Origin of the sequence: Flavobacterium columnare NBRC 100251 = ATCC 23463 (genome assembly GCF_002530675.1) — a bacterium.
Classification (GTDB): Bacteria; Bacteroidota; Bacteroidia; order Flavobacteriales; family Flavobacteriaceae; genus Flavobacterium; species Flavobacterium columnare.
Genome location: NZ_PCMX01000091.1, coordinates 1 through 22,701, shown reverse-complemented (window position 1 = coordinate 22,701; position 22,701 = coordinate 1). Strand labels below are relative to the sequence as shown.

Annotated in this window: 21 protein-coding genes; 15 read left to right on the top strand and 6 right to left on the bottom strand. The window is 29.0% G+C overall.

The window, feature by feature from the left end:
* Nucleotides 1–87 precede the first annotated feature (87 nt).
* On the top strand, nt 88–957 hold the full coding sequence (locus tag B0A78_RS11750) for a lysophospholipid acyltransferase family protein (RefSeq protein WP_041253156.1): 870 nt from the start codon (nt 88–90) through the stop codon (nt 955–957).
* A gap of 174 nt (nt 958–1,131) precedes the next feature.
* On the opposite strand, the gene B0A78_RS11745 is transcribed toward B0A78_RS11750, so the two are convergent.
* Together B0A78_RS11745 and B0A78_RS11740 are read right to left on the bottom strand one after the other, a co-directional pair.
* A complete protein-coding gene (locus B0A78_RS11745; RefSeq protein WP_014164483.1) occupies nt 1,132–2,592 on the bottom strand; it encodes an aminoacyl-histidine dipeptidase in 1,461 nt (486 codons plus the stop codon).
* Between the two features lie 403 nt (nt 2,593–2,995).
* Nucleotides 2,996–4,972: an alpha-ketoacid dehydrogenase subunit alpha/beta gene (locus B0A78_RS11740; RefSeq protein WP_014164482.1), complete on the bottom strand. Its 1,977-nt coding sequence runs from the start codon at nt 4,970–4,972 to the stop codon at nt 2,996–2,998.
* Nucleotides 4,973–5,143: 171 nt separating this feature from the next.
* On the opposite strand from B0A78_RS11740, the gene B0A78_RS11735 reads away from it, so the two are divergent.
* The 8 genes from B0A78_RS11735 to B0A78_RS11700 all read left to right on the top strand — a co-directional run bounded on the left by B0A78_RS11735 (nt 5,144) and on the right by B0A78_RS11700 (nt 10,951).
* Nucleotides 5,144–6,097 carry an isopenicillin N synthase family dioxygenase gene (locus B0A78_RS11735; RefSeq protein ID WP_014164481.1) on the top strand — a complete coding sequence of 318 codons (954 nt, stop codon included), beginning with the start codon at nt 5,144–5,146 and terminating at the stop codon, nt 6,095–6,097.
* A 76-nt stretch (nt 6,098–6,173) separates the two neighbouring features.
* Complete coding sequence (locus tag B0A78_RS11730) at nt 6,174–6,503, top strand: translation initiation factor (RefSeq protein WP_014164480.1); 330 nt, start codon at nt 6,174–6,176, stop codon at nt 6,501–6,503.
* Nucleotides 6,504–6,542: 39 nt separating this feature from the next.
* Entirely contained in the window at nt 6,543–7,409 is an 867-nt protein-coding gene (locus tag B0A78_RS11725) for a nucleoside phosphorylase (RefSeq protein WP_014164479.1), read from the top strand.
* 22 nt (nt 7,410–7,431) lie between these two features.
* On the top strand, nt 7,432–7,956 hold the full coding sequence (locus B0A78_RS11720) for a GNAT family N-acetyltransferase (protein ID WP_065213960.1): 525 nt from the start codon (nt 7,432–7,434) through the stop codon (nt 7,954–7,956).
* An 8-nt stretch (nt 7,957–7,964) separates the two neighbouring features.
* On the top strand, nt 7,965–8,567 hold the full coding sequence (locus B0A78_RS11715; RefSeq protein ID WP_014164477.1) for a GNAT family N-acetyltransferase: 603 nt from the start codon (nt 7,965–7,967) through the stop codon (nt 8,565–8,567).
* Complete coding sequence (locus B0A78_RS11710) at nt 8,560–9,111, top strand: hypothetical protein (RefSeq protein WP_014164476.1); 552 nt, start codon at nt 8,560–8,562, stop codon at nt 9,109–9,111. The genes B0A78_RS11715 and B0A78_RS11710 overlap by 8 nt, the downstream gene beginning before the upstream one ends.
* A gap of 21 nt (nt 9,112–9,132) precedes the next feature.
* Nucleotides 9,133–9,978 carry a substrate-binding domain-containing protein gene (locus B0A78_RS11705; RefSeq protein WP_014164475.1) on the top strand — a complete coding sequence of 282 codons (846 nt, stop codon included), beginning with the start codon at nt 9,133–9,135 and terminating at the stop codon, nt 9,976–9,978.
* Between the two features lie 19 nt (nt 9,979–9,997).
* Nucleotides 9,998–10,951 (top strand): transglutaminase-like domain-containing protein, encoded by a 954-nt coding sequence (locus B0A78_RS11700; protein WP_014164474.1) that lies wholly within the window; start codon nt 9,998–10,000, stop codon nt 10,949–10,951.
* A gap of 2 nt (nt 10,952–10,953) precedes the next feature.
* Here B0A78_RS11700 and B0A78_RS11695 read toward each other — a convergent pair whose 3' ends face one another.
* Complete coding sequence (locus B0A78_RS11695; RefSeq protein WP_014164473.1) at nt 10,954–11,619, bottom strand: uracil-DNA glycosylase; 666 nt, start codon at nt 11,617–11,619, stop codon at nt 10,954–10,956.
* A 90-nt stretch (nt 11,620–11,709) separates the two neighbouring features.
* On the opposite strand from B0A78_RS11695, the gene B0A78_RS11690 reads away from it, so the two are divergent.
* A complete protein-coding gene (locus B0A78_RS11690) occupies nt 11,710–13,086 on the top strand; it encodes a hypothetical protein (protein ID WP_065213633.1) in 1,377 nt (458 codons plus the stop codon).
* A 9-nt stretch (nt 13,087–13,095) separates the two neighbouring features.
* Nucleotides 13,096–14,577, top strand: coding sequence for an MBOAT family O-acyltransferase (locus B0A78_RS11685; RefSeq protein WP_014164471.1), 1,482 nt, complete (start codon nt 13,096–13,098; stop codon nt 14,575–14,577).
* A gap of 516 nt (nt 14,578–15,093) precedes the next feature.
* Here B0A78_RS11685 and B0A78_RS11680 read toward each other — a convergent pair.
* Nucleotides 15,094–16,338, bottom strand: a complete 1,245-nt coding sequence (locus B0A78_RS11680) for an SGNH/GDSL hydrolase family protein (RefSeq protein ID WP_014164470.1) — start codon at nt 16,336–16,338, stop codon at nt 15,094–15,096.
* 168 nt (nt 16,339–16,506) lie between these two features.
* On the opposite strand from B0A78_RS11680, the gene B0A78_RS11675 reads away from it, so the two are divergent.
* From B0A78_RS11675 to B0A78_RS11660, 4 genes are all read left to right on the top strand, one after another.
* Nucleotides 16,507–16,959, top strand: coding sequence for a glucosaminidase domain-containing protein (locus B0A78_RS11675; protein ID WP_014164469.1), 453 nt, complete (start codon nt 16,507–16,509; stop codon nt 16,957–16,959).
* Between the two features lie 96 nt (nt 16,960–17,055).
* Nucleotides 17,056–19,224, top strand: a complete 2,169-nt coding sequence (locus B0A78_RS11670) for an endonuclease MutS2 (protein WP_014164468.1) — start codon at nt 17,056–17,058, stop codon at nt 19,222–19,224.
* A 17-nt stretch (nt 19,225–19,241) separates the two neighbouring features.
* Nucleotides 19,242–19,655, top strand: coding sequence for a thiol-disulfide oxidoreductase DCC family protein (locus B0A78_RS11665; RefSeq protein WP_065213635.1), 414 nt, complete (start codon nt 19,242–19,244; stop codon nt 19,653–19,655).
* Between the two features lie 9 nt (nt 19,656–19,664).
* Nucleotides 19,665–20,747 carry a DUF3810 domain-containing protein gene (locus B0A78_RS11660; RefSeq protein ID WP_077225315.1) on the top strand — a complete coding sequence of 361 codons (1,083 nt, stop codon included), beginning with the start codon at nt 19,665–19,667 and terminating at the stop codon, nt 20,745–20,747.
* 145 nt (nt 20,748–20,892) lie between these two features.
* On the opposite strand, the gene rpe is transcribed toward B0A78_RS11660, so the two are convergent.
* Entirely contained in the window at nt 20,893–21,555 is a 663-nt protein-coding gene (gene rpe, locus B0A78_RS11655; protein WP_014164465.1) for a ribulose-phosphate 3-epimerase, read from the bottom strand.
* Nucleotides 21,556–21,640: 85 nt separating this feature from the next.
* Nucleotides 21,641–22,621 carry a LuxE/PaaK family acyltransferase gene (locus tag B0A78_RS11650; protein WP_014164464.1) on the bottom strand — a complete coding sequence of 327 codons (981 nt, stop codon included), beginning with the start codon at nt 22,619–22,621 and terminating at the stop codon, nt 21,641–21,643.
* Nucleotides 22,622–22,701 lie beyond the last annotated feature (80 nt).

Genomic DNA, 22,701 nt, shown 5'->3' with positions numbered 1-22,701 from the left:
AATATACTACATTTTATAAGAATAGTAAATAATGAAATTCCTTTATTAAATAAATTTAATAAGTTATATTTGCCTTAAAATATTAAGATGCAATTACTCGTTTATTTACTACTATATCCTGTAATTTGGTTTATATCAATACTACCTTTTAAGCTATTATATCTTTTGTCTGATGGAGTCTATTTTTTTATTTATTACATTATAGGCTATAGAAAAAAAACAGTACGTCATAATCTAGTAATTGCTTTTCCTCATTTATCTTCTGAAGAACGATTATTTATAGAAAAAAAATCATACAGACATCTTTGTGATATGTTTTTAGAAATGATTAAAACCTTAAATATTTCAGAAAAAGAAATGGATAAAAGGTACCAATTTACTAATTTAGATATTTATAATAAATTAGAAGAGCAACAAAAAAGTGTAATCATTATGCTAGCCCATTATGCAAATTATGAATGGTTAATAGCAATGAATAAGTATATTAAATTTGAAGGATTTGGTGTATACAAAAAAATTAAAAATCCTTATTTCGATAGGTTGGTAAAAAAAATTCGTTCTAAATTTAAAGCTACACTAATAAGTACAAAAGAAACGTCTAAAGTTATAGAAAAAAACGATACAAACAACAAACTATCAGCGTACGCATTTATTAGTGATCAAACACCAAAAGCATCAAGTAATATGCATTGGTATCAATTTATGGGCAAAGAAGCACCTATCCATATTGGTGCAGAGATGTTAGCAAAACGTTTTGATATGAATATTATTTTTTTAAAAGTAAAAAAAATACAAAGAGGTTTTTATCAGGCAACATTTGAAATTTTATCAGATCAGGTGAAATCTGTTCCTAATTTTCAAATTTCAGAAAATTTTATAAAAAAAGTAGAAGAACAAATTTATGAAGCTCCGGAATATTATATGTGGACTCATAAAAGATGGAAACGTACTCGATAAACAAAAAATTAAAAATATTTGGGTCTTTAAAAAGAGTATAACTTAGGATGTAGTTTTTCACTTCAACCAACAGGAGAAATCTTATTCATTATAACTATTCATTTGTTACTTCGTTCGAGCCTCCCTATGGTCGAAATAACAAGATTTCGACCTTGAGAGGATAGCCTTTTGTTTTTATTTTTGAGGAATATTTTGTAAAATTTCTAAAACAAATTTCCAATATTTTTGAGCAGAAGAAATACTAGCTCTTTCATCAGGACTATGTGCTCCTTTTATTGTAGGTCCAAAAGAAATCATATCCATTTCAGGATAATTAGTTCCTAAAATACCACATTCTAACCCCGCATGACAAGCTACTACATGAGGTTTTGAACCATTTTGTTTTTCATACAAAGAAGTTAACACATCTAATATTGGTGAATTAACATTTGGTGTCCAACCAGGATATGATCCTGAAAAGATAACTTCACAACCAAATAATTCATAAGCTGAACGCAAGGCATTTGCTAAATCAAATTTTGAGCTTTCTACTGAAGAACGCGTTAAATTTTGAATTGATATTTGTCCTTCTTTCACAACTACTCTTGCAATATTATTTGACGTTTCTACTAAATCAGCCATATCAGGACTCATACGATAGACTCCGTTGTGAGCTGTATAGATGGCACGTAATAAACCTTCCTGAACCCCTAAATCCATTACTTTTGTTGGTAAATCTGATTTTTCAATCAAGATTTCAAGATGGGGTTCCATCGTCTTGTATTCTGATTTGATGTCATTAATTATTTCTTGCATATCAAAAACAAAAGCTTCATCATACATTCCTGCAATAATTACTTTAGCTACGCTTTCACGCGGAATAGCATTTCGCAAACTTCCACCATTGATTTCAGCAATTTGAAGACCAAAATTTTCGAAGCCATCAAACAGTAAACGATTCATGATTTTATTAGCATTCCCTAATCCTTTATGAATATCCATTCCTGAATGTCCTCCTTGTAACCCCTTTACAGTAATTGTATAACCTACAGAACCTTCTGGAGTTTCTTCTTCATTATACTCACGTTCAGCTGTTACATCTACTCCACCAGCGCATCCAATATCAATTTCATCATCTTCTTCGGTATCTAAATTCAAAAGAATTTCACCAGATAACAAACCTCCTTTTAATCCTAAAGCACCTGTCATTCCTGTTTCTTCATCAATAGTAAACAAGGCCTCAATAGCAGGGTGAGCCATAGTAGTACTTTCTAATATAGCCATTATAGTAGCTACACCTAAACCATTATCAGCTCCAAGCGTAGTTCCTTTAGCTCTAACCCAATCACCATCAACATACATTTCAATACCTTGCGTATCAAAATCAAAAAGAGTATCATTATTTTTTTGACAAACCATATCTAAATGCGATTGCATTACAATAGTTTTTCTGTTTTCCATTCCTACTGTAGCAGGCTTTTTAATAATTACATTACCTACTTCATCTTTTATAGTTTCTAGACCTAATTTTTGTCCAAAATCCATCATAAAAGCAATCACACGTTCTTCTTTTTTAGAAGGACGAGGTACCGAATTTAAATCGGCAAACTTGTTCCAAAGAGCTTTGGGTTCAAGGTTTCTTATTTCCTGACTCATTTTTAATTGTATTTTTATAAAGTGTCAAATTTACGAAGAATAGTATACCTAATATTTTTTTTTATTAACCTATTTTTAGAACTACTTTCATTTATATAATTTTAGTTAGAAAACACCGTTTACTAGCTCTTTTCCTAATTTTTTTTAATCAACAAATTCTATGAATTTGATTAAAATAAACACATACTGTTTTCCATTTTTTTGTAAACTCATCTATTAAGTTCTTTAATTTAAAAATAAAAAGGATATTTTGTTTAGACTATTTGGTCATACTGTTTTTTTAGATCTACTTAATCAAAAAACTGAATAAAATTAAAAAATGATTATTTCCTTAATACAATTTTAGATCAAATCCATTGATTTTGGACTTGATCTAAAACAATGGCTAAAAGGCAATTAAACACTAATAAGCTAAAAGTTTTTTTAATTCTTCTTCAAAACGCATTTTTGGTAAATATTGATCTTCTAATGATTTTATAAAAGGAATTGGAGTTTCTAAACTTCCCACCCTATAAACTGGAGCATCTAAAAATTTAAAACAATTTTCCATAATTAATGCGGAAATATCATTAGCTATCCCTCCAAAAAGGGTATCTTCTTGTAAGATAATGGCTCTGTTTGTTTTCTTAACTGATTTGTAAATTGTTTCAACATCTAGGGGTTGAAGTGTTCTTAAATCAATTAAATCAGCAGATATATCTGGATTATTATTTAAAGTTTCTAACGCCCAGTGCACACCTGCTCCAAAACTAATAATAGTCGCATGACTACCCTCTTTTATAAGTGAAGCTTTACCAAATGGTAGTGTGTAATAATCTTTTGGTACATCTTGATAGACTGAACGATAAAGTATTTTATGTTCAAAGAAGAGGATCGGATTGGGATCGTTAATAGCAGTATTTAACAAACCTTTTGCATCATAGGGAAATGCAGGATATACCACCTTTAAACCAGGTATTTTTGTAAACCATGCTTCATTTGTTTGGGAATGAAAAGGACCTGCTTGTGTACCACCTCCACAAGGCATACGAACTACTACATCTGCTTTTTCCCCCCAACGATAATGTTGTTTTGCAAACAAATTAACGATAGGATTAAAACCTGTGGAAACAAAATCTGCAAATTGCATTTCTACAACTGATTTGTACCCATTAATAGATAATCCATTTGCGGCAGAAAGAATGATACTTTCACAAATAGGTGTATTTCGTACCCTCTCTTTTCCAAACTCATTAACAAATCCTTCTGTAATCTTAAACGCACCGCCATATTCAGCTATATCCTGTCCCATAAGAACCAAATTAGAGTGCTTATCCATAGATTGTTTTAGTGCTTGTGAAATAGCATCTACAAAACGAATATTTTCTATTTCTGCATTAGGATTTATTTTTTCAAAATGATAAGGAGCATACACATCATTTAGTTCATTTTCTAAATTGGCAACGATAGCTGGTTCTTCTTGTACTTTAGACCAGTGTAAATCAATTTCCTCTTTTATTTCTTTATGAATTATATCATCTTCTTCATCTGAAAGAACCATTGTGATTTTTAAATATCTTCGATACTTTTCAATGGGATCTTTTTCTGACCAATGTTGTATTAATTCTTCAGGTACATATTTAGTCCCACTGGCTTCCTCATGACCACGCATCCTAAAAGTTTTGCATTCTATTAAAATAGGACGAGGATTTTGGATCATTGATTCTTTTAATTCAGATATTAGGTTGTATACTTCAAGAATATTATTACCATCTATTATATAACTCTCTATTCCATAACCTATTCCTCTATCTGCTAAATTTTCGCATTTATATTGTTCGTTGATAGGTGTAGAAAGACCGTATCCATTGTTTTCTATAATGAAAAGAACAGGTAACCCCCAAACGGATGCCACATTTAATGCTTCATGAAAATCACCTTCTGAAGTAGCGCCTTCTCCTGTAAAAACAGCAGTAACTTTATTATTATTAGCTAATTTATTAGCTAATGCAATACCATCAGCCACTCCCATTTGTGGTCCCAAATGAGAAATCATACCTATTATTTTATACTCTTGTGTTCCAAAATGAAAAGAGCGATCCCTTCCTTTAGTAAAGCCGTTTGATTTACCTTGCCATTGAGAGAACAATCTTTCTAAGGGTATTTTTCTAGTTGTAAAAACACCTAAATTACGGTGCATAGGTAATATATATTCATCATCACTAAGAGCTGCTGTAACCCCAACTGCTATTGCTTCTTGCCCAATCCCTGAAAACCATTTTGAAACCTTTCCTTGTCGAATCAAAATCAACATTTTTTCTTCAACCAATCGAGGTTTTAAAAGTTGCTTGTAAAGTACCAATAAAGCATCATTTGTTAAATCTTTCCTTTCAAAATTCATAATTAATTTAGTTAGCTATCTCAAAAATAAAGATTAAAAATTCAGTAAAACTGACAAAAGTTAGTTTTTTTATAATTGTTAATAACTTTTATTTAAAAATCAAACATTTTATATTTACTTTTGTTCTATCAGGTATTATACCAATTGAAGTTATTAACAAAAACTAAGACAATGCAAAAAATTCCTAGTGTTGACTTACGTGATTTCCTATCGGATGACCCGGTACGTAAACAAAAATTTGTAAATGAAATCGGAAAAGCCTACGAAGAGATTGGTTTCGTAGCATTAAAAGGTCACTTTTTAAATGACAAGTTAGTTGAAGATTTATACACTGAAGTGCGTAATTTCTTTAATTTACCATTAGAGGTAAAATCAAAGTATGAAATTCCAGGTATTGGAGGACAAAGAGGCTATGTATCCTTTGGTAAAGAACATGCTAAAGGTCGTTCTGCTGGTGATTTAAAAGAATTTTGGCATTTTGGACAGTATGTTTCAGAAGGTTCTAAATGGGCTGGAGAATATCCTGACAATGTGGTTGTAGAAGAATTGCCTAGTTTTAATGAAGTAGGTAAAGAGGCTTTTCAGATGTTAGAAAAAACAGGGGTTTACGTATTAAGAGCATTATCTTTATATGTGGGTCTAGATGAATATTATTTTGATAATTTTATTAAAGATGGCAATTCTATATTAAGACCAATACACTACCCTCCTATTACAGATGAACCTAAAGATGGTGCGGTACGTGCAGCAGCTCATGGTGATATCAACTTGATTACTTTATTAATGGGAGCTCAAGGAAAAGGCTTACAAGTTCAAAATCACGCAGGCGAATGGATTGATGCTATTGCTCAAGAAGACGAACTAATGATTAATGTAGGCGATATGTTATCTCGTCATACAAATAACAAATTAAAATCAACGATTCACCAAGTAATTAATCCTCCTAGAGAATTATGGGGAACTTCACGTTTTTCAATTCCTTTCTTTATGCACCCTGTTAGTGATATGTCATTAAATTGCCTAGCAGAATGTATAGATGAAAAGAATCCTAAACTATTTGAAGATATTACAGCTGGCGAATACTTAAATGAGCGTTTAGTTGAATTAGGATTGTTAAAAAAATAACTTACCACTAAGTATTAAAAATTGGGAGTTAAAAATTTTAAGTAATTTTTAATTCTCATTTTTAATTTTCGTCAAAATGGATTTACAAGATCAATTAAAAAAACTATTCCCTGACCATATACCCTCAAATAATCCTATTGAGGAAGACAAATCACATGAATTATTGGTTCAAAAAGAACCTATGATTTGTAAATATGAAAAGAGAAAAGGAAAACCCATCACCATTATAGCTGGCTATGAAGGGGACGATGAAGATTTCAAACTTTTAGCTAAAGAAATAAAAAACAAATTAGCTGTTGGAGGAAGTTTTAAAGACCGAGAAATCCTTATTCAAGGAGATTACCGCGATAAAATTATGGGGATCTTAAAAGAAAAAGGATTTAAAGTAAAACGAGTTGGAGGTTAAGTCCGATTTCGAAATTTAAAATTAAAAATTTTAACATTTATGATTAAAAATTCAGAACTTATATTAAACCCAGATGGTAGCGTTTATCATCTTAATTTAAAACCATCAAATATTGCAGAAGATATCATTATTGTTGGTGATCAATATCGTGTTGAAAAAATTACAAAACATTTTGATTCAATCGAATTTTCAACACAAAAGAGAGAGTTTAAAACCCAAACAGGAACTTATAAAGGAAAACGTATAACGGTATTATCTACAGGTATTGGCCCTGATAATATTGATATTGTAATGAACGAACTAGATGCTCTAGTAAATATTGATCTAGAAACTAGAAAAATTAAAGACCAATTAACGTCTTTAAATATCATTCGAATTGGTACCTCTGGTTCATTACAAGCAGATATACCTGTTGATAGTTTTGTCTTATCTAAATATGGTTTGGGATTAGACAATATGCTACGCTCCTATTTAATTGATAGCATTACCGAAAATGAAATAGAAGATGCCTTTATCTCACAAACCAATTGGGATATGCGTAAAGGAAAACCTTATGTTATAGCTGGAAGCGAAATCTTAGAAAAACGTTTAGAAAGCGATACAATTTTTAAAGGATTTACAGGAACAGCTGGTGGGTTTTATGGACCACAAGGACGTGTTCTTCGTTTAAATATTCAAGATCCTCAATTAAATAGTAAAATGGATTCTTTTCATTTTAATGGTACACGTATGACTAATCTTGAAATGGAAACCTCTGCTATTTACGGATTAGGAAAACTTTTGGGACATAACTGCTTATCTTTAAATGCTGTCATTGCAAACCGAGCAAACGGAACCTTTAGTGAAGATCCTTATAAGGCTGTAGATGCTTTAATACTTTATACGCTTGATAAATTAGTTGAATAATAGCAAATCTATTATCCTAAAAATGGTACAAAAATTAGAAAGCAAAAGGTTACTCTTTAAACCATTTGAAATGAGTGATGCAGAATCATTGTTTAAAATGGATAAGAATCCTAATGTACATAAATATCTGTGGCAACAACCTGTTCAAAATATTCAAGAAGTTGAAATCACTATTAAAAGAGTTTTAGAACAATACAAACGAAAAAAAATTGGAAGATATATTACTATTTTAAAAGAAACAGGTGAATTCATTGGATGGACTGGTATTAAATTTGTAGATGATCACACAGAAAATGGTAATACTAATTTTTACGATTATGGTTACAGACTAGATGAACGTTTTTGGGGTAAAGGATATGCAACTGAAGCAACACAATTTTGGTTAGAATATGGTTTTAATGAAATAAAATTCAAAGACCTACACGCATACACTCATTCTGAAAATGCGGCTTCCAACCATATCTTAAAAAAATGTGGATTCAACTTCATGGAAAAATACATAACAAACAATAATGTATCATGGAATTGGTGGAAAATTATTAAATAAGTTAGTGAATGGATTTTATTTTAGAAACATCAAGATTAATCATGCGTCCCTTAGAAATAGAGGATTTAGAAATATTATATACAATAGATTCTAATCCGAATGTTCATGAATATTTATGGAATGCTCCTGCAACTGACATCAATCAAACAAAATTCGTAATAAATTCTATTTTAAGTCAATATATCAAACATAAAATAGGTAGATATGGTATCATACTAAAAGAAACTAATGAGTTTATTGGTTGGGGTGGTCTCAAGTTTAACGAAAATACGGTTAATAATCATAAAGATTTTTATGATATTGGTATTTGTATAGCACAAGAACATTGGAATAAAAAGTTGGGTTTTGAAGTTTTTCAAGCATGGATAAAATACGCATTTAAGCATTTAAATTTGCCCAAATTATACGCATATACACAAACAAAAAATCACAGTAGCAATAAAATGGCAGAAAAAATTCAGATGCGTATGACAAATGAATTCGTATATGATGATCAGAATTGGAACTGGTATGAATTAGGCACACTAAAGTACAATATGATTATTTGCAAAGAAATAATTAAAGATATAGAAATCAAAATTTCACCTATTGTAACAAATAATCATGAATAACCTTTTTCTTTGGTTAAAGAACAGAGAGATTTCTACTTGGGAAGAATTAACTACATACGTCCAAAAAATCCCGTATGGAAGGAATAGTATACGTGATGATTTTTCACTTGTTGTAACAGAAAATAGAGGCACTTGTAGTTCAAAACACGCATTACTCAAGTCTCTAGCTCTGGAATTTAATCAAGAAAATGTAGAGCTCGTTTTAGGCCTTTTCAAAATGAATGCTATAAATACTCCTCCCCTAAAAGAAATTTTAGAAACAAATGGTATTAAGTACATACCTGAAGCACATTGCTATTTAAAAATAAATGGTAGATCTAAGGATTATACAAATGAAAATGCTCTTTATTCTAAAATTATGGGAGACATTATTAATGAAATTATAATTGAGCCTAATCAAGTAATTCAATACAAAATAGAGTATCATCAGATGTTTTTAAAAAATTGGCTTCTTGAAACCAAACAAAATAAAACATTTGAAGAAATTTGGTATATCCGTGAAAAATGTATTGCTAAATTATCTGATAATGAGATCTTTTTTTAAAATATTTTCTATAATTTAAATATGAAAACAGTAAAAATTGTTGGAGTTCCGGAACATTTTAACCTACCATGGCAACTATGTATAGAAAACGGAGAATACGATCAAGTAGGAATTGATCTACAATGGACTGATATTCCAGAAGGAACAGGAAAAATGTGTCAAATGTTACGCAACAATGAAGCTGATATTGCGGTAATTTTAACAGAAGGGATTATAAAAGATCTTGCTTCAAATAATCATAGTTCAATTGTCCAATGGTATGTTCAATCCCCTTTAATTTGGGGAATACATGTTAACGGCTCTTCTAGATACAAGCAATTATCTGATTTAGAAAACACTACAAGCGCGATCTCAAGAATAGGATCAGGTTCTCATTTGATGAGTTTTGTAAATGCAAAACAACAAAATTGGGATTTAAATAAATTAAACTTTGATGTTGTTAATACAATTGATGGAGCTGTAGAATCCTTACAAAAAGGTAATGCAGATTATTTTTTATGGGAACGTTTTATGACACAACCATTAGTAGATCAAGGTATTTTTAGAAGAATTGGCGAATGCCCTACTCCTTGGCCTTCTTTTGTCATTGCTGTTCGAAATGAATTTTTAGAAAATAATTTAGCTACATTAGAATTAATTTTAGAAATTATTAATAACACTACTATAGAGTTCAAAGATATTCCTAGTATAGATAGAACATTAGCCGCTCGGTATAATCAAAAATTAGAAGACATACAACAATGGCTTAAACAAACACGATGGTCACAAAAAAAGATAGATCAAAAAACATTTAATAGAATTCAAAATCAATTATTAGAATTTAATTTAATAGAAAACGAATTATCCTTTGAAATGATCGTAAAATAATAAGCCTTTTTTACGTGATATGAAAATGACTACAACTCCTCTTAAAGACCTTTATTATCAATACAAAGATCAGCTTTCATTACCTAAGCCTTGGGATTATGTAGTCATTTTTGTTTTATGTTTATTACTAACTTTACCCACATTTATAATTGTACACCATAATCTAAAAGAAACCAATTGGGAAATTCCTTTAGATCGTATCTTTTTATTTATTTCTATTGCTCTAATTTATTTTTTTTTATTAAAAAAAATAAAAAAAGTAATCCTTATTTGTATCATAGTCTATATGCTTATTTTGTTATATGGAACTTTGTTTGGGAACTATGGTTTTTATCGATTATATGATGATTACCGATCAATGATGTACACTATGGATGAAAATCCTTATCCACAAGATATTATTATTAATAAGTTACTCCCATTCCCTAATAAATATAAAGTCCTGAAAGCTATTGATTTTAATACTCCAAAAGTGCGAAATTTTGCCGTTTGGTCTACTACACAAAACTTTAAAAATGTATCCCATTTAAAAAAATATTTTGAATATAGAACCACTATACAATGTTTTGCTGTTTTCAAAGAAATTAAAAAACGATGGAATTATGTAAATGACCCACAGGGAAATAATTATATAGCCAGTGCTTCTGAATCACTTGAACATTTTTCAGGTGATTGTGATGATCACGCTATATTAATGGCCGCAGGTATTAAAGCCGTTGGAGGTATCCCTCGGTTAATACACACAGACGCTCATATTTATCCAGAAATGCTCATTGGCACTAAACGAGATCTTGAAAAGATAAATTATTTAATACACGAAGTTCTATTTACTCAAGAAAGCAAAAACAAACCCCTACACTACCACATAGATGAACGAGGCTATATTTGGCTTAATCTTGATTATACAGCTAACTATCCTGGCGGAAAATTCATGAGTGAAGCTATTTTAGGTCAATTAACACTAAATGACTAAAATTACCATTTTATTTCTTTTTTATTGATACTCTTTAAATAATCATTTGTTTTACTAAAATGCTTATTACCAAACCATAATCCTCGGTTAGCACTTAAAGGTGAAGGATGCCCTGTTTCTAAAACATAATGTTTGTTTCGATCTATTTTTGCTCCTTTTTTCTTAGCAAATCCACCCCAAAGCAAAAAAACAATATTTTCTTTTTCATCAGAAATCTGCTGAATAACGGCATCTGTAAATGTTTCCCATCCTTTATTTTGATGACTCCCAGCTGTATTTTCTCTAACTGTTAAAGTTGCATTTAAAAGTAAAACACCCTGTTCAGCCCAACGTTCTAAATTTCCAGAAATAGGCATAGGAATTTTTAAATCTGATTCAATTTCTTTGAAAATATTAATTAATGAAGGAGGAAGAGAAACCCCTTCATTCACAGAAAAACATAATCCATTAGCTTGTCCTAAACCATGATAAGGATCTTGGCCTATTATAACTACCTTTACATCTTCAAAATGGCAATGATCAAATGCGGAAAAGATAAGATTTCCTTTAGGAAAACAACGTCCAATTGAATATTCATTTTTAATAAAGTGAATAAGGTTTTCAAAATAGGGTTTATTAAATTCCTCTTTTAAAATTTCTTTCCAAGAATTATGAATTTTAACTTCCATTTTTTTTCTTACAAAAATATTAAAACTTATAAACTTATGGTAACTTTTTCATACTTTTGCGCGGTTTTATAGCATATCAAATAACACTAAATGAACAGTAATAATAAAGTACTTATATTTGTTTTATCAGTTACGTCTGTCTATTTCGGGCTTTCATTTTTTTCGAAAAGTATAATTAAATATTATCCTAGCTTTAAAAATGTCGATCTATTTGCTGATATACAAAATGACAAAATCGTCAATATTAATAAACAAGATAAAAAAATCAAAAAAAATGGTTTAACTAATGCAATTCAAAAGCAAGATAGCACATTTACTGTTTTTGAAGATTATACTACAACTAGTATTACAGATTTTGACACTACTACTAGTAATTTTGTATTTTCAAACTTATCTAACAAATTAGGCGAATTATACAAAAATAAAAAAACAAAAATTAGAATTGCTTGGTTTGGTGACAGTCAAATAGAAGGGGATTTGATGACTCAGGATATTAGAGAAATGTTGCAAAACTATTTTAATAAAAAAAAGGGCGTTGGTTTTGTACCTATAAATTCTATTTCTGCTGATTTTAGGCAAACTGCTCACTCAAAAACATCTGGTATTTTTCAAACATTTAACTTTAAACAAAATCCTGAAAAAAATGTTTTCTTATCTGGATATTCTTTTCTTAGTTCCGATCTAGATATTACTTTGCAAAATAAAGTTAAAAAGGATAGTACACAAATTCTTGAAAAATGGTTATTGTTTGGTAAAGGAAATGATATTTCTATAACTCAAAATGGAATTCAAACAAACTATCCTGCTAGAGAAAATTTCAACCGAGTATTACTAGATAAATCTACATCTAATAGTATACACTTCAAAGCTAAGTTTTCTAATACTCCTATTTATGGCGTAAGTTTTGAGCCTGAAAACGGGATTGTACTGGATAATTTTTCATTTAGAGGTATTACGGGAGTTGAGTTAGATAAAATTAGCATAGAACTACTACAAAAGCTAAACCAAGAGAATTATTATGATTTAGTTGTTTTTCAATACGGTGTTAATTTAATGTTCAGAGCCAACGATTTAAATTATGATTATTATTATCAAAAAATGTCCCCTATCATTAAGAAATTTAAAAAAGAAATGCCTAAAACAGATTTTTTAATCTTTAGTTGTTCCGATAGAGCTTTTAAATATGATAATGAATGGAAAACAGCAATAGGAATAGATAGTTTAATAAAAGTACAAGCTAGACTATCCTATGACAATAAAGTTCCTTTTTATAACCTTTTTAATTCAATGGGAGGAAAAGGAATTATGAAAAAATGGGTAGACACTATTCCTGCGATGGCAAGCAAAGACTATATCCATTTTAATCGAAGAGGATCTAAAATAGTGGCTCAAACTATTTTTAAATCAATTCAAAAAGAATTTGATAAGGTAAAAGATAAAAAGCAAAAACAAAATAATAAAAACTAATTTTCTAAAATGTTAACCTTTGATTTTAATAAAATAGTTGATCAGCTATTCTATGATCCTAAAAACCCTTTGTTATTTAATAGTGGTTTCTTTGTTTACTTTTTTTTAGTTTTCATTATTTGCTATTATATCCTAAGAAAAAACTATTTAGGTAGAGCTTATATTTTAAGCTTTTTCTCTCTCTATTTCTTTTATAAAGCCAGTGGAAACTTTGTTTTTTTAGTTATAGGATCAGCAGTTGTTGATTACTTACTTTCTATTGCTATATACAAAGCACGAACAAAAGTAGTCTTAAAAAAAGTATTATTAATTGTATGTATTATTTTTAATTTGGGGTTACTCTTTTACTTCAAATACACAAACTTTTTTATTGAAATAATAAATAATCTAAATATAACAAAGTTAGATCCTGTTCATATTCTGCTACCTATTGGTATTTCGTTCTACACCTTTGAAAACATTAGTTACGCAGTAGATGTTTATAAAGGTGAAATAAAACCAGAAGAAAATATAGCCAATTATATTTTATTCTTATCCTTTTTCCCAAAATTGGTTATGGGACCTATTGTAAGAGCTAAAGATTTCATACCTCAATTAAAAAATGATTACTATGTAAGTTCTCAAGATTTTTCAAAAGGTTTTTATTTAATTATAAGCGGATTAATTAAAAAATTAATCATCTCTGATTTTATAACCCTAAATTTAGTAAACTATATTTTTGATGGTCCTCATTTACACAATGGTTTTGAGTGCCTTATAGCTCTTTATGGATATGCTATTGTGATTTATTGTGATTTTAGTGGGTATAGTGATGTGGCAATTGGAATTTCTAAATGGTTAGGAATTACTATTCCTCCAAATTTTGAATCGCCATATCAAAGTACTTCTCTTACTGAATTTTGGAGAAAATGGCATATTTCATTATCCTCTTGGCTACGTGATTATTTATATATCGCTATGGGAGGGAATAAAAAAGGCAAATTAAGAACCAATATCAATTTATTCCTAACAATGCTTATAGGTGGATTTTGGCATGGAGCAAGCTGGAATTTTATCATTTGGGGGTCTTTACATGGTTTTGGTTTAATTTTTAATAAATATTGGACTAATATTACTTCTAAAATTAATATCCTTCCTAAATTTATTTCTAAGCTTATCTTTGGTTTGATAACATTTCATTTTGTATGCTTTTGCTGGATATTTTTTAAAGCAGAAAATTTAGAAACCTCTTTAACTTTTATAAATCAAATTATAAATCAATTTAGTCTTGAAGGTGCTGAAGAATTTATTGTAAATTACAAACAACCTCTAATCATGATTGCTATAGGTTATTTAATACACTTAATACCTAATAATTGGAGTGAAAAATATATTAAAATACAAACAAAACTCCCTTTACTATTTAATATCATTGTTATGATTTTATTTATATTTCTATATTCTTATTTTAAAAGTTCTGAATCTGTAATGCCTATTTATTTACAATTTTAATATAAAGAAGTTTTTTAATAATAAACCAAAGCCCCGCTTCGAACAAGAATCAAAAGTGGGGCTTATTTATTTTAATAAAAAAGCAGTAGCCTTTTTGGCTCTTGCTAGAAAAGGGTTTTAGATTTCTAATAGGTGGGGATAAGACTTAAATCCTTTAGAAAGTTGGATATACAGATTAATAAAGGCAATGCTATAATAAAAACGTATGTTAAACCCAAATTACACATTAGAAATCTATTCCAACCTAAAACTACTTCAAAAATAAGCACTTACTCCTTTTTGAGCACTCATTTTTATTGTATTTTTAGATTTCACAACGAAGTCTAATACGTAATCTGGGTTAAAAAGTATGTGATAGCCTTTCCTATGGCCTTGATTTGAAAAGAATATCTAAAAAGTAATTAAACACACAAATACCAATTGATAAGAGCAATTGGAAGTTTAAGATTGGAATACAATTAAAATTTTATTTAGAAACATACTTATATACGATATATACTATTTTATAAATACCTTTTAATTTCGTACTTCTAAGTCTGTTTTAATAATGGAAGGTGAATTTAAAAAATCATTCCAACTTTTTGCAAAAGCTTCAGTAAATAAGTACCCTTGTAACTCATACCCTTTTTTAGAATAATGAACAAGATCATTTGCTAAAAGTTGGTTTCTTGCAAACTCACAACTTCCTTGTAAGCCTTTTGATACTTCAAACAAATTCCATAGTGCAATTTCATTTTCAATGCAGTAAGCCATAATTGCGTCAGAAAAATCTTTTAATTTCTTATTAGGCACTACTTTTTTGTAAAACGATACAGGAGGTGTAGATAGTATAAAAACGGCTTCTGGATTAAACTCTTTTATTTTTTTAATTGTTTCTTTTATAGATTCTACAAAATTCTCAGGAGTTAAAACAATATTTTGTGCTTCATTGGTTCCCATGGATAAAATATAACAATCCGATTTAATATTTCTAATTTGATCCCAAAATAAAGTTTCCGAATTATAATCAGAAAATTTAGCACCATTTACTCCTATGGCATTATAAATAATTCCTTTGTCTATAGAATTTTCTAAGAAAACGCCATACAATTTAGTACAAATAGAATCGTTGCAAATAATATTAAAGTCTGAACGGAGGCTATTAAACTTAAAATCTAAGACCCCATTTTCTTTGATATTGCATTTTGCAGTATCTTCAACTAAATTTATATTGGCAATTTCATCATTTGTAAACAAAGTTAGCTTATCAAACTTATGAATAGTCCCTACCCCTCTGAATTTAAAACTAATAAAAGAATTAGGCTCTGTAGATTCTATAGCAAAACCACTTATACCACAAGGAATTTCTGGATTTTTTTTTATCAATCGGCTGCCTTTCCAATTAGAATTTGAATCAAAAATAATATCTGATGGGGCATTGCTTTTTGCTAATTGATAAGGAAAAATTAAACCTCTCCCTGCATTACCAAAATAGTGCTGCAACTCCGTACGTATAATTTTTGTTGACATATCCGCTTGTATATGCGAATCCCCTAGATGAACAAATGAAACTTGTTTTAAATTATCTTTTTTTAATTTCAAAAGTTTAAGGAAAAGAGGTTTTAAATGGTTTTCATTTAGAATTCTATTTTTTTCATAATCTAAATTTATTTTAGAATATAAAGAGTCTGTTTTTTTATATTGAAATAAGGGAATACTCTGTCCTGAAACAGCCTGTGAAATGAAGAAAATACATAAAAAAACAACTTTACTAAAAGGCATAAAATATTAATTCTAAGTTAATTTGTTGATAAAAAGCCTATTTAAAAAACTTTTTTTTTTAAATTTGCTCCCTACTTCTTAAAAAGAAGAGATAGAATTATTAATCATTTGGCAAATTTGGTTATTATTTTAAGTAATACCAACTTAATTATAAAAAAATTTATGCTTATGAAGAATCTAAAATTTTACTTTTTATTTGTTTTTACCTTTCTTAGCGTTTGTAGTGGCTATTCACAGAGTGAATCATACATTAAGGAATATGGTGAAATAGCAGATAAATTATCTTTTGAGTTTGGAATACCAAGATCTATTATTTTAAGTATCGCTATAGTAGAATCAGGCTATGGAAATAGTAAAGTTGCAAAAAAGTTGAATAATCATTTTGGAATAAAAGGAAAAAATCAAGTAACCTGGTCTAGCTTCAAACAATATTCGAGTGTAGAAGATTCATTTAGAGATTTTTGCTTAAAAATGGCATCAAAAAAATTCTATATGAATCTAAAAGGGAGCGATGATTATCTACTTTGGCTAAAAAAAATAAGTCTAACAGGGTATTCTACAAAACCAACCTTATGGAGAAATAAGATCAAAAAAACTATTTTAAAACACAAATTGCATTAAAAACAACTTTAATAGATTGAATTGAAAAGGGGATTGAAAATTCAATCCCCTTTTTTTGATTTAAATTGTAAATTTGTGACTTCATCAAAAAACAAAATGATTTCAATACATAGCAAGACCTTACAAGATTTAGAGTTTCAAACTATTTTAGAAACTATTTCAGAATATTGTATAACTGAAATTGGCGTTCAAAAAGTATTACATATAATACCCTACAAAAACCAAGAAGAATTGATGGAAGTTTTATTTCAAACTTCTGAATATAGATCTTCTTTTGATAATAATAATGCTTTACCTAGTCATAATTTTGAACCGATAACGAACGAACTAAAATTTTTAGCCATTGAAGATAGCTTTTTAGAAGCCTTGAGTTTTAAAAAAATTCATTCATTAGCAGAAAACACCAATGTTTTATTAAATTTTTTAAAAAAATTTAACGATTATTATCCTTATTTACATAAAAAAGCAAGCGAAATAACCATAACAAAAGAAATAACAAAAGCTATTGAAGCTATTTTCGACAAATATGCCGAAATAAAAGACGATGCCACTCCTACTCTATTAGAAATCCGTAGGAATATGAACTTAGTTCGTGGAAAAGTTAATCAGAGTTTCGGAATGGCATTAAGTCAATACAATTCGTTAGGTTATTTAGATGAAATTCGAGAAACAGTAGTTGAAAATCGGAGAGTATTAGCTGTTCAAGCCATGTACCGTCGTAAAGTGAAAGGGTCTATATTAGGAAGCTCTAAAACAGGTAGCATTGCTTATATAGAACCAGAATCCACCTTACGTTATTCTCGGGAATTATCTAATTTAGAGTATGAAGAACAAGAAGAAATTATTAAAATTCTAAAACAACTAACCAATAATATTCGTCCTTTCCATGAATTATTGAGTCAATACCAAGATTTTTTAAGTGCTATAGATGTTATTTCTGCTAAAGCTAAATACGCTTTAAAAATTAATGGCTTATTACCTAAAATAAACGATGAAAAAAGAGTGTATTTACGAGAAGCTTTTCATCCTATTTTATTCCTAAATAATAAAGAAAAAGGAAAAACTACCTATCCTCAAACCTTTGAATTTGATGAAAGCAAAAGAATTGTTGTCATATCAGGTCCTAATGCGGGTGGCAAAACTATTTCTATGAAAACCGTTGGTTTACTTCAACTAATGCTCCAATCAGGGATGCTAATTCCTGTGCATGAACGGAGTGAAACTTGTTTGTTTGATCGAATTTTAACAGATATAGGTGATAATCAATCTATTGAAAATCATTTAAGTACTTATAGTTATCGATTAAAAAACATGAATTACTTCCTAAAAAAATGCAATTCAAAAACTTTATTCTTAATTGATGAGTTTGGTACTGGCTCCGATCCAGAATTAGGGGGTGCTTTAGCTGAGGTGTTCTTAGAAGAATTTTATCATCGTGAGGCTTTTGGAATCATTACAACACATTATGCTAACTTAAAAATGTTAGCTAACGAATTGCCTAGTGCTACCAATGCTAATATGCTTTTTGATGAAAAATCATTAGAACCTATGTATAAATTAATTATAGGACAAGCAGGTAGTTCGTTTACTTTTGAAGTGGCTCAAAAAAATGGCATTCCATTTGGATTAATTAATCGAGCAAAGAAAAAGGTAGAAGGAAGTAAAGTACGATTTGATAAAACCATTTCTTCACTTCAAAAAGAACGCTCTAAATTAGAAAAAACCTCACAAAATTTAAAAGAAGAAGAAACCAAAGCACGTGAAGAAAGTAAAAAAATGGAAACCATCAATGCTAAAATTCAAGATAAATTAGAACGTTATCAAGAATTATATGATGCAAACCAACGTTTGATTTATATGGGACAGAAAGTAGATGATATTTCCGGAAAATATTTTAATGATAAAAATAAAAAAGATCTGATAGGTGAATTTTTAAAAATGGTAGAAATTGAAAATTCAAAACGAAAAAAAATTACCCTAAAAGAAAAAAAAGTTAAAGAAAAAATTGAAAAAGAAGTGCTTGAAGAAGTACAAATTAAAGTAGAAGAAATCCGTAAAGAAAAAAAAGAAAAGAAAGAAATTGCCAAAAAAATAGAAGAAAACAAACCTAAAATACCCCTTAAGGTAGGCGACCGTGTTCGCATGATTGATGGAAAATCTATAGGTACGATTGATAAAATTGAAAAGAATAATGCCATTGTAAATTACGGAATCTTTACTTCCAAAGTAAGTTTAGAACAATTGGAATATATTCAACCTAAATAATTTTTAAATATCAATCAATGGAAAACCTACCAAAAGACAAACAAATCATCCTTTTTGATGGAGTATGCAATCTTTGTAATTACTGGGTACAATATATTGTTCAAAGAGATCATAATGACATCTTTCGTTTTGTAGCTTTGCAATCTGAATTAGGACAAGAAATACTTAAATATCTAGGTATCACTAATCGAAATATAGATAGTATCATATTATATATTCCTAACCAAGCCTATTATTATAAATCAGGAGCTGTTCTAGAAATTGCTAAAAAATTATCTGTTTTTAATTGGCTATCTATTTTTAAAATAATCCCAACGGCATTACGCGATCCTCTTTATGACTTTGTTGCTAAAAACCGTTACAAATGGTATGGTAAAAAAGAAACTTGTATGATTCCAACTCCAGAATTAAAAGCTAAATTTATTGATTAACTAAAAGACATGAAGCCCTTAAAAATCAAAAAGATACTATTTACAGAAAATATTTTTTTTTTAGCATTCTTTATATTTCAATTAGTATTACTAAGCGTATTTTCTAAATTTCCTGCTATTATAGAACAGTATTATAGTAATGGGTGCTATCCTATTATTTCAAAACTAAATAGAATCATTTTTGGTTGGATTCCTTTTTCTGTTGGTGATCTTATTTATATTTCTTTAAGTATTTATCTCCTATATTGGTTTTATAAAAACCAAAAAATAAATTGGATAGAAAAAGTTAAACACCTCTTTAAAATGCTAGTAATAGGCTATTTTATATTTCATTTACTTTGGGCTTATAATTATTATAGGATGCCTCTTTATGAAAAAATGAATTTAAGAACTGATTATCGTCAAGAAGAACTCTTACAATTTACCAAAAGGCTTATCTACACAAGCAATAAACTTCAGTTTAAACTCACACATAATGTAAATAAAAAAGTAATTAGTCCCTATAAAACAACTCAAATATTCCGATTAGCTCCATTAGGATATGCTAATTTAAAAAACACACATCCCTTTTTTGATTATACAAATTCTAGCATAAAAAGTTCCTTATTTAGTTACCCACTAACGTATATGGGCTTTGGAGGTTATTTAAATCCTTTCACAAATGAAGCACAAGTAAACGATATGCCTCCTTCTTATAATTTACCCGCTATAGTTTGTCACGAAATGGCTCATCAAATAGGCTATTCTAGTGAAAGCGAATGCAACTTTATTGGTTTTTTAGCTTGTACTCATAACAAAAATTTGTTCTTTCAATATGCTGGGTATACCTATGCTTTACGTTATTGTCTAGCCCATATTGCCTCTAAAGATCAAAAAGAATTAAAAAGCATACTTAGCACTATTCATCCTGGGGTTTTAAAAAACTTTCAAGAAAGTGAAACCTTTTGGTCAGTACATGAATCAATGATCAATACTGGTTTTGAAATATTTTACGACCATTTTTTAAAACTAAATCAACAAAAAGAAGGAATGCAGAGTTATAGTAAGTTTATTAATTTATTAATTAATTATGAGAAGAAATCCTCCTTTTAAATGGAGATAATAGTTTAGAACACTTATTGAAAAAATCCTTTTTTTGGCTATTTTTACTCAAAAAAAGGATTTTTTTTAAAACATTTTCGGTACAATTGGAAATACTTTTGGATGAAGTAAACGAGTTATCTATTGTCAAGCCCTTTTATTCCTTAACAACTTCTTTAAGATCTATAATTGTTTTTTTAGGATCATTTGAATTGAATACAAAGCTACCTGCAACCAAAATATCTGCACCTGCTTGAACTAATTTTTTTGCGTTTTTAGTAGAAACGCCCCCGTCAATTTCAATCAGAGTAGAGGCTCCTTTTTTTTCTATTAATGCTTTTAACCTTTCTACTTTTGAATACGTATTTTCTATAAATGATTGTCCTCCAAAACCAGGATTTACACTCATAATACAAACTACATCTATCTCTTGAATTACCTCCTCTAATAATGTTATATTGGTATGAGGATTCAGAGCTACACCTGCTTTCATTCCTTCTGCTTTTATAGCTTGAAGGGTTCTATGCAAATGTACACAAGCTTCTAAATGTACGGTTAAAATATCAGCTCCTAGTTTCTTAAAAGTTGAAATATAACGATCTGGATCTACAATCATTAAATGTACATCAATTGTTTTTTTAGCATATCGTTTAATAGCTTCCAATACAGGCATACCAAAAGATATATTAGGAACAAAAACCCCATCCATAATATCTATATGAAACCAATCGGCTTCACTTGTATTAATCATTTCAATATCTCTTTGCAAATTAGCAAAATCAGCAGCAAGAACGGATGGAGCAATAAGTGTTTTTTTCATTTTTATAACGTATTATTGTGTTGTCTTAGAAATTATATTTTATATTTCGTCTATAGAAGTCGTTAAAACCGATATAATACAAGTATTATACTACCATCAAATTACAACCTCTAATATCCGAATTATCAAATCGCCCAAGAATTTCAAAAGAATTATTATCTAGTATTTTTCCTAAATCCTGAGTAGCAATAAAAGAGCATGAATTAATATTAGCAAGATCAATTATATTTACTCCTCCTACTTTACCATCAGGTAATAAGGTTAAAGCATCTTCAGAATCGCGAATGATAATTTTCATCCATGCAGGACATTCAAAAACCCCATTTCCTAAAGAATAAGCTTGGGATAATAATTCAGTCATTCCGTATTCAGAATGTATTACAGGAACACCAAAACCTTTACAAAGAATAGTATGTAATTCTTCTCTAATCATTTCTTTTCTACGTCCTTTCATACCTCCTGTTTCCATGATAATGGTATTTTTTAAATTAAATTTTTGTTTTTCTACTAAATCTAATAAAGCATAAGTAACACCTATTAATAAAATATTATGTCCTTCATTGTCTAGTGTTATCAATTTTTCTATAAGTTCGTCATAGTTATTTAAATAAAATCCGCTTTCAGGAGTATTAGATAAACGGATTAAATCGTCAACCATATAAATCAAAGACGATCCTTCACGTTCTAAATAAGAGGGTAATAATGCCAAAACTACATAATCTTCAACATTTCCGTAAAATTGTTTAAAAGCTTGTCTGTAACTTTCTTCATAAAAAGATAAATCCGTAACACAATGCTTACTTGTTGTCATTCCTGTTGTTCCACTACTTGTAAAAATCTTTTGTATTGGATCTGTAGAACTCAATACATCATTTGATTTAAAAAATTGAACAGGTAAAAAAGGGATATCTTGTATCCTTTTTACATTTGTTACATCCTTTTTTAGCAAAGAACAAAATCTTTGATAAACTAAATTATGATTATACTGAAAACGAAAAATTTTTAAAGTAAGCTTTTCGAATTCTTTTTTAGAACTAATTTCAAATATATCGCTAGATGTATACATACTTCCAAAATTACATAAAATAATATAGAGTTCAACTTAAATCTAAAGTCTAAAATTCCTGACAAATTTAAACTTAATTT